Origin of the sequence: Streptomyces ruber, from assembly GCF_014648075.1 — a bacterium.
GTDB lineage: Bacteria > Actinomycetota > Actinomycetes > Streptomycetales > Streptomycetaceae > Streptomyces > Streptomyces ruber.
In genome coordinates, this window is sequence record NZ_BMQK01000025.1 from 19,476 (window position 1) to 32,873 (window position 13,398).

The 13,398-nt window shown below is 72.4% G+C and carries 12 protein-coding genes; 5 read left to right on the plus strand and 7 right to left on the minus strand.

What is annotated here, in order from left to right; all coding sequences use genetic code 11:
- Positions 1 to 169 precede the first annotated feature (169 nt).
- The gene (locus tag IEZ04_RS31965) at positions 170 to 886 is read right to left on the minus strand and encodes an HdeD family acid-resistance protein (protein ID WP_189220481.1); all 717 of its coding nucleotides are present in this window, start codon (positions 884 to 886) and stop codon (positions 170 to 172) included.
- 69 nt (positions 887 to 955) lie between these two features.
- Here IEZ04_RS31965 and IEZ04_RS31970 point away from each other — a divergent pair, with 69 nt between their 5' ends.
- A complete protein-coding gene (locus IEZ04_RS31970; protein WP_189220482.1) occupies positions 956 to 1,705 on the plus strand; it encodes an enoyl-CoA hydratase/isomerase family protein in 750 nt (249 codons plus the stop codon).
- Between the two features lie 9 nt (positions 1,706 to 1,714).
- Here the strand turns inward: IEZ04_RS31970 and IEZ04_RS31975 are convergent, their stop codons facing one another.
- Positions 1,715 to 2,356 carry a DJ-1/PfpI family protein gene (locus tag IEZ04_RS31975; RefSeq protein WP_189220483.1) on the minus strand — a complete coding sequence of 214 codons (642 nt, stop codon included), beginning with the start codon at positions 2,354 to 2,356 and terminating at the stop codon, positions 1,715 to 1,717.
- A 15-nt stretch (positions 2,357 to 2,371) separates the two neighbouring features.
- Positions 2,372 to 3,343, minus strand: a complete 972-nt coding sequence (locus tag IEZ04_RS31980; RefSeq protein WP_189220484.1) for a GlxA family transcriptional regulator — start codon at positions 3,341 to 3,343, stop codon at positions 2,372 to 2,374.
- Between the two features lie 151 nt (positions 3,344 to 3,494).
- Between IEZ04_RS31980 and IEZ04_RS31985 the strand changes: the two genes are divergently transcribed.
- The 3 genes from IEZ04_RS31985 (at position 3,495) to IEZ04_RS31990 (ending at position 7,166) form a co-directional block, all read left to right on the plus strand.
- Complete coding sequence (locus IEZ04_RS31985; protein ID WP_189220485.1) at positions 3,495 to 4,361, plus strand: SCO6745 family protein; 867 nt, start codon at positions 3,495 to 3,497, stop codon at positions 4,359 to 4,361.
- A gap of 125 nt (positions 4,362 to 4,486) precedes the next feature.
- The gene (locus IEZ04_RS35715) at positions 4,487 to 4,612 is read left to right on the plus strand and encodes an LPFR motif small protein (RefSeq protein WP_268245711.1); all 126 of its coding nucleotides are present in this window, start codon (positions 4,487 to 4,489) and stop codon (positions 4,610 to 4,612) included.
- Positions 4,613 to 4,778: 166 nt separating this feature from the next.
- The gene (locus IEZ04_RS31990) at positions 4,779 to 7,166 is read left to right on the plus strand and encodes a Tex family protein (RefSeq protein WP_189220486.1); all 2,388 of its coding nucleotides are present in this window, start codon (positions 4,779 to 4,781) and stop codon (positions 7,164 to 7,166) included.
- 69 nt (positions 7,167 to 7,235) lie between these two features.
- On the opposite strand, the gene IEZ04_RS31995 is transcribed toward IEZ04_RS31990, so the two are convergent.
- The 4 genes from IEZ04_RS31995 to IEZ04_RS32010 all read right to left on the minus strand — a co-directional run bounded on the left by IEZ04_RS31995 (position 7,236) and on the right by IEZ04_RS32010 (position 12,402).
- Positions 7,236 to 8,279 carry an oxidoreductase gene (locus IEZ04_RS31995; protein WP_189220487.1) on the minus strand — a complete coding sequence of 348 codons (1,044 nt, stop codon included), beginning with the start codon at positions 8,277 to 8,279 and terminating at the stop codon, positions 7,236 to 7,238.
- Positions 8,280 to 8,531: 252 nt separating this feature from the next.
- A complete protein-coding gene (locus IEZ04_RS32000; RefSeq protein ID WP_189220488.1) occupies positions 8,532 to 10,256 on the minus strand; it encodes a BCCT family transporter in 1,725 nt (574 codons plus the stop codon).
- A gap of 144 nt (positions 10,257 to 10,400) precedes the next feature.
- Entirely contained in the window at positions 10,401 to 10,808 is a 408-nt protein-coding gene (locus IEZ04_RS32005) for a hypothetical protein (RefSeq protein ID WP_189220489.1), read from the minus strand.
- Between the two features lie 127 nt (positions 10,809 to 10,935).
- A complete protein-coding gene (locus IEZ04_RS32010) occupies positions 10,936 to 12,402 on the minus strand; it encodes an amino acid permease (RefSeq protein ID WP_189220490.1) in 1,467 nt (488 codons plus the stop codon).
- A 238-nt stretch (positions 12,403 to 12,640) separates the two neighbouring features.
- Between IEZ04_RS32010 and IEZ04_RS32015 the strand changes: the two genes are divergently transcribed.
- Positions 12,641 to 13,396 (plus strand): MerR family transcriptional regulator, encoded by a 756-nt coding sequence (locus tag IEZ04_RS32015; RefSeq protein ID WP_189220491.1) that lies wholly within the window; start codon positions 12,641 to 12,643, stop codon positions 13,394 to 13,396.
- Positions 13,397 to 13,398 lie beyond the last annotated feature (2 nt).

Sequence of the window (13,398 nt, forward strand, 5' to 3'; positions counted from 1 at the left end):
CGGTCGCCACCCTTGCGCTCGATTGTCACCACACGTCGAGTGTTAAGAAGGCGCGCGTGCCGTCCCATGAACTGAACGCAAGTCAGCGCGTATCGACGGCTTACGACCATGCCTGCCCACCCCGGGCAGCCCAGTGACCGACCCTGCCGACGGCGCGCCGACTTCCGAACTATTCGGGTTGTACGCGTTTGTCCCCCGGTACGTCCGGTCCCTTCCCGCCGGTTCCCCCGACTCCCCCGACTCCCCCGCCTCCCCGAACGCCGTCCTCGGACATCCGGTCCGAGACCATGCCGACGACGCGCCGGCCGCCGTACCCCGTGGCGATCAGGCCGAGCCCGTCGAAGAGCAGCGCGAGCGAGAAGAACGTGCCGATGACGTACTGGCTGCTGCCCGGCCAGGACGCCAGCACCAGGATGCCGAGCAGCAGGTCGAAGACGCCCTGCAGGAGCGTCCAGCCGAACTGCGGGCCGCGCACCACCAGACTGCCGGCCAGCCGGAACACCCCGCCGGTGAGGAACAGCAGCGCGGCGAACATGGTGAGGGCCTCGGCGGCGACCGTCGGCATCCTGAGGACGACCGCACCGGCCGCGATGTTCAGCGCGGCGACCACGGCCCCGAGCCAGAAGAAACCGGTGCCGCGCGCCTGGACCGCGTGCAGGAGTCCGACGACGCCGCCGACCAGCAGCAGCCATCCGAACAGGACCATCGAGGTCAGCGTGGCGAAACCGGTGTAGACGAGCCCGACGACACCCGTGACCACCAGGATGACGCCGAGGGCCGCGAGCCAGCCGAAACCACGGCGGAGTCCGGCGGTCCCGCTCTTCCCGCTCCCCCGCCCCTTCCCCGGGGCCGCGCTCTTCCGTCCCGCCCTCTTCGTTCCCACCATGCGGAAGCCTCCTCGGGTCCGGGCCCCTTCTTGATCGTATGGCGGTGGCGGGTGGCTAGCATCCCGTGCATGGAGCCACAGCTGCTGCACGACGTCGCCGACGGGGTCGCCACCGTCGTCGTCCACCATCCGGCCAAGCGCAACGCCATGACCGCCGGGATGTGGCGGGCGCTGCCGCCGCTGCTCGACGACCTGGCGGCCGATCCCGCCGTACGGGTGCTGGTGCTCACCGGCGAGGGCGCGACGTTCTGCGCGGGAGCCGACATCTCGACGCTACAGGGCTGTGCGGAGGAGGCACAGGGGCTGGCCGTGCTCGCCGAGGAGGCGCTCGCGGCGTTCCCGAAGCCCACGCTGGCCGCGGTCCGGGGGCACTGCGTGGGCGGCGGGTCGCAGCTCGCGGCGGCCTGCGACCTGCGGTTCGCGGAGGAGGGCGCGCTGTTCGGGGTGACACCGGCGAAGCTGGGCATCGTGTACCCGGCGTCCTCCACCCGGCGCCTGGTGGCGCTGGTGGGTCCGGCCACCGCCAAGTACCTCCTGTTCTCCGGCGAGCTGATCGGCGCGGAGCGGGCGCTGCGGACAGGGCTGGTCGACGAGGTGCTGCCGGAGGGCGGCCTCGGCGGGCGCGTCGCGGAGTTCTGCCGCATCCTGGTGGCGCGTTCGCAGCTGACGCAGGCCGCGGCCAAGGAGTTCGCGAACGGGCACACGGACCGGGACGCCTACTGGGCCGAGCAGGTGCGCGGCAGCGGCGACACCGCGGAGGGCGTCGCCGCGTTCCTGGAGCGCAGACAGCCGCGCTTCACCTGGACCACGTCGGGATGAGGACCCGGCTCACGTGAGGACGAAGCGGCTCTTCGCGCGGAACTCCTCGACGAGGTGCGCGGGCGCCTTTTCGGGGGAGCCCGCGTCGTAGGGCGGCTGCGGGTCGTACTCCGTCAGCAGCTGCACGGCCTGGGCGTGTTCGTCGCCCGCGATCCGGCCGAGCAGGGTGAGCCCCATGTCGATGCCGGCGGAGACGCCGGCGGCGGTGACGTACTTGCCGTCGGACACCACCCGCTCCCCCGTCGCCTCGGCGCCGTAGCGCCCGAGGGTGTCGAGGGCCAGCCAGTGGGAGGTGGCGCGGCGACCCCTCAGGAGTCCGGCGGCGGCGAGCAGCAGGGAGCCGGTGCACACGGAGGTCGTCCAGGTGCTGGTGGCGTCGGCGGTACGCAGCCAGTCCAGCAGGGCCGCGTTGTCCATCTGCGGGGTCTGCCCCGGGCCGCCCGGGACGATGACGATGTCGGGGTCCGGCACCTCGGCCAGGGTCCTGTCGGCGACGATCGCGAGACTTCCGGTGTCGGTGCGGACCGGGCCGGTCCGTTCGGCGACGAAGACGGTCTCCGCGCCCGGGAGGCGGCCGAGCGTCTCGTACGGGCCGACGGCGTCCAGGGCGGTGAAGCGGTCGAACAGGACGATGGCGATCTGCGGGGACATGCGTTCTCCTCCGGTTCAGCCGGCCAGGCCGGCGGGGGCGGGGCGGAAGCGGCGGCGGTACTCCGCCGGGGCCGTGCCCAGGGCCTTCACGAAGGCGCGGCGCATCGCCTCCGGGGTGCCGTAGCCGCACGCGCGCGAGATCTCCTCGACGCCGTCGGCGGTGTCCTCCAGGAGGCGGCGGGCGTGTTCGAGACGGACCCGGTCGACGTACCGGCCGGGCGTCGTCCCGGTCTCGGCCTGGAAGGCGCGGGCGAAGTGGCGGGGCGAGAAGCCGGCGCGGGCGGCGAGCGACTCGACGCCCAGGTCGTCGCCGGGATGCTCGGTGATGTACTGCTGCACCTCGCGCAGCGGCTCCCGCCGGGCGGTCTGCGCGGCGAGCTGGGCGCTGAACTGGGCCTGGTTGCCGGGGCGGCGCAGGAAGACCACCAGGTGACGGGCGACGGTGAGCGCGGTGTCGCGGCCGAGGTCCTCCTCGACCAGGGCGAGGGCGAGGTCGATGCCGGCGGTGACGCCGGCCGACGTGGAGACGTGTCCGTCCCGTACGTAGATGGGGTCCGGGTCGACCTCGATGTCCGGGTGGTCGTGGGCCAGCGTGTCGCAGTAGGCCCAGTGGGTGGTCGCCCGGCGGCCGTCCAGGAGGCCCGCCTCGGCGAGCAGGATCGCGCCCGTGCAGACCGAGACGAGCCTCCGCGCGCGTGGGCCGTGCGCGCGCAGCCAGTCGACGAGCCCCGGATCGGGCCTGCGGGCGCCCTGGCCGCCCGGGACGAGGAGGGTGTCCGGCGCGGGGGCGCCGGCGAGGTCGCGCAAGGAGAGGTCGGGGACGAGGGTGAGACCGCTGGAGGTGCGGACGGGGGCGCCGTGCAGGGTGGCGGTGCGGATGTCGTACGTCCCCGGACGGGCGGTCCCGGCGCCGTGGAAGACCTCCACCGGGCCGGTGACGTCGAGGCTCTGCACGTCGTCGAAGAGGACGACCAGGACGGTTCGCATGCGTCGATGGTGCTGCGGGCGGCGGCAGGGCCACAATGACGAGTTCCCCACCTTTTCTGCCATGGAGGGGCGGAGCCCGGGGTGGCCGCGTCCCGGGGTTCCGCCCGGTACCCCCTTCCCCGCGTACCTACCAGTCGGTAATGTGACCGCAATGAGCACACCCCTGCCGGAGCGCGCCGGACGACACTGCCAGGCGGCCCTCAACACGCTGCACTCGACGCACTACTTCTCGCCCGACCTGGGACGGGAGCTGGCCGCCGTCGGGATCGACGACGTCACCGCGGCGTACTTCGCCGTGCGGTCCGCGGCCATGGGGCCGGTGGGCGCGGGCGTGGTGACGGCCACGTTCTCCAACTTCCGGCACGAACTGGTGGCGCGGCACGTCCCGGCCGTCTGGGAGAAGGCCTCCCCCTCCGTCGTGCTCGCCGCACGCGCGCGGGTCGTCGACACGACGCTGCGACGGCTGCTCGGCGACGAGGCCGTCGCCTCCCCCGAGGTGGCCGAGGCGGCGGAGCTCGCCCTGCGCGCGGCCGAGGCGTGCGTCAGGACCGCCCGCCCGCTCTACGCCGCCCACGCCGAACTGCCCGTGCCCGAGGCACCGCACCTGGCCCTCTGGCACGCGGCCACGCTGCTGCGCGAGCACCGCGGCGACGGGCACCTGGCCGTGCTGCTCGACGCGGGACTCGACCCGGTGGAGGCCCTGGTGAGCCACACCGCGACCGGCAAGGGCATGACCCCGAAGGCGGTGCTGGGCACCCGTGGCTGGACGCGGGACGACTGGGACGCGGCGGCCGCGCGGCTCAGGGAGCGCGGACTGCTCGACGGCGAGGGCGGGTTGACGAGCGCGGGCGCCGCCCTGCGCGCGGACATCGAGGCCGAGACCGACCGGCTGGACCGCGCGCCCTACGAGCACCTGGGCGCGGCGGGCGTCGAACGGCTCACCGAACTGGGCCGGACGCTGGCGGCGGCCGTGGTCGCGGCGGGCGCGTACCCGGCCGGGACCTTCGGCAGGAGCTGAGAGCCGAGAAGCGAGGCGACGGAGGCGGCTGTTTCCCGGGAGCACGCCGGGAGGAATGGAACGCGCCACAGGCGGTACCCGTGTTCCCACCTGGCCGTGAGGCCGGGAGACGAAAGGGGAGAAGCGTGTTCCGCGCGATCGCAGACGTACTGCGGCAGATCGGCTCCGCCATCGCCACCGTCGTGACGCTGCCCTTCCGGGCTCTCGCCCGGCTGTTCGGCGGCGCCTCCGGTTCCACCCGCCGGGCCTGATCCCGGACGTGCGAGGGGGCCGGACCCGGATCGGGTCCGGCCCCCTCGCACGTCCGCGTCCGCATCCGTGCTCGCCGCGCCCCGCCGTGCTGCCCTGATCCCCCTGTGTCGGTGCCACCTGCCACAATTGCCGCGCAACCTGAAGCGGAGAAGGCGGTACGGGATCGTGACGACACCCGGGTCCAGCGGGGCCAGCGCAGTGGGATCCATCGAAGGCAGGATCGCCGAGGAGCTCGGCGTACGGGAGCGGCAGGTGAAGGCCGCGGTGGAGCTGCTCGACGGCGGTTCGACGGTGCCCTTCATCGCCCGCTACCGCAAGGAAGCGACCGAGATGCTCGACGACGCGCAGCTGCGCACGATCGAGGAGCGGCTGCGCTACCTGCGGGAGCTGGAGGACCGCCGCACGGCGATCCTCGACTCGGTGCGCGAGCAGGGCAAGCTGACGCCCGAGGTCGAGGCGCAGATCCGCGGCGCGGAGACGAAGGCGCGCCTGGAGGACATCTACCTGCCGTTCAAGCCGAAGCGGCGCACCAAGGCGCAGATCGCGCGCGAGGCGGGCCTCGCGCCCCTCGCGGAGGGCCTGCTCGGCGACCCGTCGGTCGACCCGCTGGCCGCCGCCGCGGCCTTCGTCGACGCGGACAAGGGCGTCGCCGATCCGCAGGCCGCGCTGGAGGGCGCCCGGGCGATCCTCACCGAGCGGTTCTCCGAGGACGCCGACCTGATCGGTGAGCTGCGGGAGCGCATGTGGACGCGCGGCCGGCTGGCCGCCAGGGTGCGGGAGGGCAAGGAGGAGGCGGGCGCCAAGTTCGCCGACTACTTCGACTTCGCCGAGCCGTTCACCGAGCTGCCCTCGCACCGGGTCCTCGCCATGCTGCGCGGCGAGAAGGAGGGGGTCCTCGACCTCGTCCTGGAGCCCGAGGAGCCCACGGACGGCCCGTCGTCGTACGAGGGGATCGTCGCCCAGCGCTTCGGGATCGCCGACCGGGGACGCCCCGCCGACAAGTGGCTGAAGGACACCGTCCGCTGGGCCTGGCGCACCCGCATCCTCGTGCACCTGGGGATCGACGTGCGGCTGCGGCTGCGCACGGCCGCCGAGGACGACGCCGTGGGCGTGTTCGCGGCCAACCTGCGCGACCTGCTGCTCGCCGCCCCCGCGGGCACCCGCGCGACGCTCGGCCTCGACCCGGGCTTCCGTACGGGCGTGAAGGTGGCCGTGGTCGACGCGACCGGCAAGGTCGTCGCCACCGACGTCATCCACCCGCACGTCCCGGCCAACCGGTGGGACGAGGCCATCGCCAAGCTGGCGCGCCTGGCGAAGGAGCACGCGGTCGAGCTGGTCGCGATCGGCAACGGCACGGCGTCCCGCGAGACCGACAAGCTCGCCGGTGAGCTGATCGCCAGGCACCCGGAGCTGAAGCTCACCAAGGTGATGGTGTCCGAGGCGGGCGCCTCCGTGTACTCGGCCTCCGCGTTCGCCTCGCAGGAGCTGCCCGGCATGGACGTGTCGCTGCGCGGCGCCGTGTCGATCGCGCGCCGGTTGCAGGACCCGCTGGCCGAGCTGGTGAAGATCGATCCGAAGTCGATCGGCGTCGGCCAGTACCAGCACGACCTGTCCGAGGTGAAGCTGTCGCGCTCCCTGGACGCGGTGGTCGAGGACTGTGTGAACGGCGTCGGCGTGGACGTGAACACGGCCTCCGCCCCGCTGCTCGCCCGGGTCTCCGGCATCACCTCCGGGCTCGCGGAGAACATCGTGGCGCACCGCGACGCCAACGGCCCCTTCACCTCCCGTACGGAACTGAAGAAGGTGCCGCGGCTCGGCCCGAAGGCGTACGAGCAGTGCGCGGGCTTCCTGCGCATCCGGGGCGGCTCCGACCCGCTGGACGCCTCCAGCGTGCACCCGGAGGCGTACCCGGTGGTGCGGCGCATGGTGAAGACGTCGGGCCAGGAGGTGGCCGCGCTCATCGGCAACACGTCGGTGCTGCGGTCGCTCAGGCCGCAGGACTTCGTGGACGACACGTTCGGTCTGCCCACGGTGAGCGACATCCTCAAGGAGCTGGAGAAGCCGGGGCGCGACCCGCGGCCGGCGTTCAGGACGGCCACGTTCAAGGAGGGCGTCGAGAAGATCGCCGACCTGTCGCCCGGGATGGTGCTGGAGGGTGTCGTGACGAACGTCGCGGCGTTCGGCGCGTTCGTGGACGTGGGCGTCCACCAGGACGGTCTCGTGCACGTCTCCGCGATGTCGAAGACCTTCGTCAAGGACCCGCGGGACGTGGTGAAGCCCGGTGACATCGTCAAGGTGAAGGTCCTCGAGGTGGACATCCCGCGCAAGCGGATCTCGCTGACGCTGCGGCTGGACGACGAGGCGGCGCCGGAGGGCGGCGGTGCCCGGCAGCGCGGCGGACGCCCGCCGCAGCAGCGCGGTCAGCAGCAGCGCGGTCAGCAGCGGCAGGGCCGCGGCGGCGGAGGCGGTTCGCGCCAGGCGCCGCCCCCGGCCAACAGCGCGATGGCGGACGCCCTGCGGCGCGCCGGTCTGGTGGACCCGAAGGGGCGCTGAGCGCGAAGTGGGCCGTACGGCGCGCGGGGTGCCCCGCGCGCCGTACGGCCCCGCTCCCGCCTTCCGCCCTCAGCGGGCCAGGGCCTCCACCAGCACGCTTCCCGACGACCGCGCGACGAGGAACGACTCCCCCTTCAGGGTTTTCGTGTCCAGCGCGATGCGGTGGCGGCCGGCCGGCAGGGTGCCGTCGAAGATCTCGTGCGTGCGGGTGCGGGAGAACCGGTCCAGCCGGTACGCGGTCAGCCGTACCCGGCAGGTGGAGGTGACCTCGACGCCCGCCTCGCCGTCGGCGGCGACCAGCCGGACCAGGCGGCGCCGCTCCGGCGGGCTGCGGTCCAGGGCGTTCTCGATCTGGGCCACCAGCAGGGGAACGATCGGGGCGAGCCCGTCGACGTAGGCGACGTCGGCCCCGGCCCGTTCGAACGAGTGTCGTACGGCGGCGCGCGCCTCCTCGTCCACGGCCCGCCCGAAGGCGACCGCGCCGTAGGTGCGCAGCTCGTCGGGGGTCACACCGCCGGCGTCCCGGGTGATCTCGGCGCCGATGCCGATCGTCCGCAGCGCGGCGGCCAGCCGGGCGAGGACGGCGACGCGGGCGCCGATGAGGAGCACGCGGCGGCTCACGGTCCCGTCGTGGGGCGCGGCGAGCAGGGAGCGCAGGGCGTCGCGGTACTCGGCGCCCTGGAAGCGGAACGGCCCTATGCCGTGGTACCCGTTCAGTGCGAGGTCGGCCTCCGCCCGCGTCTGCCAGGCGAAGTCCCGCCACACGTAGTCCTCGCCGTCCCGCTCGACGACCGCGGTGACGGCCCCGCAGGCGAGGTCCTCGCACTCGGGACAGCCGTATATGACGTGCCGTCCGCCGGCCAGCGGGGCGTCGGCCTCCAGCAGCAGCCCCCGCACGTGTGCGGTGAAGATGGCGGGCGGGACGTCGGAGGCGAGCGGGGAGACGGCGTCGAGGTCGGAGAGCCGGAACAGCAGCGGGCGTCCGTCGACGATGAAGTCCACGAAGTCCCTGTGCACCTGGTAGTGGCCGTTGGCGAGGACGCCGCCGGCGCGCATGGCCGGTGCCAGGCCGAAGGTCGCGTACTCGGCGGACTCGGCATACTCGGCAGGCATGCAGTGAGTATCCCCAGAGCGGGACCGGTCCGAGCACGGCATGACATATTCCGCCACCGCCGCCGCGCGGCGGTACGGGCGGTCCGCGGCCCGGCCCGGGGGGACGGGCGTGAACGTGCGTGAGCGGGCGTACGGATGGTCGAGGGGGTATGCGGCGAGGCGCGGCTGGACGGGCCGGGCGCTGTGCCGGGGGCGGTGCGGTGTCCCGCGGGGAGGGGCGCGCCCGCCCCTCCCCGCGGCACGGCGGCGCGGTCAGTGCCTGCCGATCGGGTCCCCCTCCGTCTCGGTGCCCGGACCGGGCCCGATACGGATCTCGAAATCGCCGTCGTACCTCTTGTGGCCCTCGATGACGGCGAGTTCGACGGCCTCGCCCGCCATCTCCTCGCGCACGACGACCGGGTCCCTGCGCAGGTCGCGCATGAGGGCGACACACATGCCGATCATCACCAGCACGAACGGCGCGGCGGCGAGGATGGTGAGGTTCTGCAGACCGGTGAGCGCGTCGCCCTGACCGCTGCCGACCATCAGCATGATGGCGGCGACGGCACCGGTGGCCACGCCCCAGAACACGACGACGAAGCGGCCGGGCTCCAGCGCGCCCTTCTGCGAGAGCGTGCCCATCACGATGGAGGCGGCGTCGGCGCCGGAGACGAAGAAGATGCCGACCAGGATCATCACCAGCAGACAGGTGATCGTGGCGCCCGGGTACTCCTGGAGCACGGAGAAGAGGCGGCCCTCGGGAGTGGTGTCGTCGCCGAGCCGGCCTTGTTCCTGCATCTTCGTGGCCGTACCGCCGAAGATGGCGAACCAGAGCAGGCTGACCGTGCTCGGCACGAGGATGACGCCGCCGACGAACTGGCGGATCGTGCGGCCGCGGCTGATCCGGGCGATGAACATGCCGACGAACGGCGTCCAGGAGATCCACCACGCCCAGTAGAAGACCGTCCAGCTGCCGAGCCAGTCCGCGGCGCCCTCCCCGCCGGAGGCCTCGGTGCGGCCTGCGAGGTCGGCCAGGTCGCCGATGTAGGCGAAGACCGACGTGGGCAGCAGGTCGAGGACGACGATGGTGGGCCCGACGATGAACACGAACAGGGCGAGCACCAGCGCCAGCACCATGTTGGTGTTGGACAGCCACTGGATGCCCTTCTCCACGCCGGACACCGCCGAGGCGACGAAGGCCAGGGTGAGGACCACGATGATGGTGACGAGCAGTCCGGTGCTGACCGTGTCCATCCAGTCGAGCTTCTGCACCCCGGAGCCGATCTGCAGGGCGCCGAGGCCGAGGGAGGCGGCGGAGCCGAAGATGGTCGCGATGATGGCGAGGATGTCGATGACCCGGCCCGCGGTGCCGTTGGCGTGCTTCGCACCGATCAGCGGCGTGAACACGGCGCTGATGGTCTGACGGCGGCGCTTGCGGAACGTGCTGTACGCGATGGCGAGGCCGACCACCGCGTAGATCGCCCACGGGTGCAGCGTCCAGTGGAAGAGGGTGGTCGCCATCGCCGTCTCCATGCGTTCCCCGCTGTTGGCGGGGTCGGTGCCCGGCGGGGCGTCGATGTAGTGGGAGAGCGGCTCGCTGACGCCGTAGAACATCAGGCCGATGCCCATGCCGGCGCTGAACATCATCGCCACCCAGGAGACGGTGCGGAACTCCGGTTCCTCTCCCTCCTTCCCCAGGTGGATCCGGCCATAGCGGCTGATGGCGAGCCAGAGGGCGAACACCACGAACGCGGAGGCGGCCAGGATGAAGGCCCAGCCGCCGTTGTGGATGAGACCGCCGAGCATCTTGTCCGACACGCTCGTGAGCGAGTCGGTCGCGATGGCGCCCCAGAGCACGAAGGCCAGGGTGAGCGCGGCCGTCACACCGAACACGATGCGGTCCGTCTGGGGCCGTCCGCCACCGGTGAGGCCCGCTTCGGAACCCGGGAACGCCCCTCCCTCGTGATAGCTCGGTGTCCGATGCTGATCGTGCGTCACAGGTGAAACCTTTCCCCGATGGCTGGAACGGAGCTACTCCTTTCCCCGTCACCCTCGCCACATGTGACGCGCGTCGCAAACGTGTCCGATCCGTGTCCGTTCTCGTCCGTTCCCGGCGGCCGACAGCCGAAGCGGGACGCGCGGTCAGGGACGCGGCTCCGTGCGGGCCGCCGCGACGCGCTCACCCACCAGGCGGTGTGCCAGGTCCGAGGCGAGTTCGGAGACGTACATGCGCAGTTCGGCCTCGGCCGCGGCGCACTCGGGCGCACCCCCGGCGTGCTCCTGCCGGCGGAGGGCGCCGGGGGCCGCCCGGGCGACCAGGACGAAGGGGCCGGCGCTCCCCTCCTCGGCCAGCTGCTCCCCGGTGCGCTGCCGGACGATTCCGGCGGCGTCCGGGCGCTCGTCGCGTTCGTCGCGCTCGTCGCGGACACGGCCGGTCCGGCGCAGCAGACGGACGGCGACGAGGACGGCGAGCGCGAACAGCGCCGCCGCGACGACCAGGTGCTCGATCCTCGGGTGCGGCGGGCCGATGGGGAACGACAGCAGCTCCATACCCCCTGCCCTACCCGCTCGGACGTACGAGGGATCGCTCGTAAGCGTCAGAGTTCGCCACCACTCCGATGGGGGGCGCGCCGGGAGCCGCGTGGGGCTCCGTGGCGGCCCGTCCCCCTCTTCGGCGCTACTTCCCGGGCTCCGCCGGCTCCTGCTCCGGCTGCCGTCCGACGCGGTTGCGGATGCCGTACCAGCCCGCGACCAGCAGGACCGCGATCAGCGGGATCAGCAGGAGCGTGCGGCGGCCGATCTCGGGGTCGTTCCACATCAGCACCAGCACGCCCAGGAGGAAGGCGATCGTGACGATCTCGGTGACCGGGCTGCCGAACAGCCGGAACGACGGCCGCTCGACCAGGCCCTCCCGCGCGCGGCGGACGAAGACCAGGTGACAGATCATGATGATCACCCAGGTGCTGATGATGCCGAGGGACGCCACGTTCAGGACGATCTCGAAGGCCTGGGAGGGCACGAAGGCGTTCAGGCCCACACCGAGCACGCACACCCCGCAGGTGAGCAGGATGCCGCCGTACGGGACCTGGCTGCGGTTCATGCGCGCGGTGAACTTCGGCGCGGAACCCGCCATGGCCATGGAGCGCAGGATGCGGCCCGTGGAGTACAGGCCGGAGTTCAGCGAGGACATCGCGGCGGTGAGGACGACGAGGTTCATCACGTCGCCCGCCGCCGGGACGCCGATCCGGGACAGGACGGTGACGAAGGGGCTCTCGTCGGCCGAGTAGAACGAGCCGGGCAGCAGCAGGGCCAGCAGGGCGACCGAGCCGACGTAGAACAGGCCGACGCGCCACATGATGGAGTTCACCGCGCGCGGGACGACCTTCTCGGGCTCGGCGGTCTCGCCCGCGGTGACACCGACCAGCTCCAGGGCCGCGTACGCGAAGACGACGCCCTGCAGGACGATGACGACGGGCATGATCCCGTGCGGGAAGACACCGCCGTTGTCCGTGATGACATCGATGCCGGGTGTCTGTCCGCCGACGTCCTGCTGGGTGACCAGCAGGAAGATGCCGATGAGCATGAACACGATCAGGGTGACGACCTTGATGATCGCGAACCAGAACTCCAGCTCACCGAAGATCTTCACCGAGATCAGGTTGACCACCAGGACGACGGCCAGGGCGATCAGGGCCAGCACCCACTGGGGGATGTCGGTGAACGTGCTCCAGTAGTGCGTGTAGAGCGCGATCGCGGTGATGTCGGCGATGCCGGTGGTGGACCAGTTGAGGAAGTACATCCACCCGGAGACGTACGCGCCCTTCTCGCCGAGGAACTCGCGCGCGTACGACACGAACGAGCCCGAGGAGGGGCGGTAGAGAACCAGCTCGCCGAGGGCCCGGACGACGAAGAAGGCGAAGACGCCGCAGACCAGGTAGGCGAGGGCGAGCGCGGGGCCCGCGTTGTTCAGGCGCCCGCCGGCGCCCAGGAACAGGCCGGTGCCGATCGCTCCCCCGATGGCGATCATGTTGACGTGGCGGGCCTTGAGGTCCTTGCTGTAACCGGCGTCGCCCGCGTCCGCGGGCCTCGGGGCCGCGGACGTGTGTGGTGCGGCCGGTGCCGAGGAGACGGCGTCCTTGCTCACGGGTGGCTCTACTTCCTGGTATTCCCGGGCGGCGTCCGCCCGGGTCTTCCGTTGTGCCTGGTCCGCACCCCGGACAGGAGCACAGACCAACCGCCCACCCTCTCCCGGAGGCCCTCCCGCGCGCGGTAACGCATCTCACAGAGCGGCGCATGTCACATGATCGCGAGGGACGTGTGCCCTGGTCACCGGTGGCCTCGACGGCTTTCGCACCATTGGTGGGACAGTGATACTGCTGTACATGACGACCGACGCCCAGGAGCCCACCCTCACCGTCGACGAACTGGCCGCGCGGGCGGGTGTCACGGTACGCACGGTCCGCTTCTACGGGACCCGGGGGCTGCTGCCGCCACCCGAGATCGGTCCGCGCCGGGTGGGGCGGTACGGGCGGGAGCACCTGGCCCGGCTGGAGCTCATCGACGCGCTCCAGCGGCAGGGCATGACGCTCGCGGCCGTCGAACGCTACCTCCGGCGGCTGCCGCCCGAACCGAGCGTCCGCGACCTCGCCGTGCACCGCGCGGTGGTGGCCTCCTGGGCACCGGAGACCGTGGAGACCGTGACCCGGCGGGAACTGGAACGCCTGGCGGGCCGTGCGCTGGGCGACGAGGACGTGGCACGGCTGGGCGCGATGGACGTGCTCTCGACCGTGCGGGACGCCAGGGAGGACTCCGTCGACTCCGTCGGGTCCGCCGACTCCGCCGGGTCTTCGGACGTCACCTACCGCGTCGACACCGGTCTGCTCCCCCTCGGTGTCCAGCTCCTCGACGTGCCGCTGTCCCAGGAGACGATCATGGCGGCCCGCACCGTGCTCCTGGACCACTCCCGTGCGGCGGCGCACGCCCTGTCACGGCTGCTGCGCGACGCGGTCGCCGAACGTGATCCGGAGGCGGTGCGGTCGCTGTCGGCGGACATGGAGCCGCTGGTCGTCCAGGCGCTGCTGACGACGTTCCAGCGGTCGTTGCGCGAGGAGCTGCGGGAGTGGCTGAGGAAGCCCTGAGC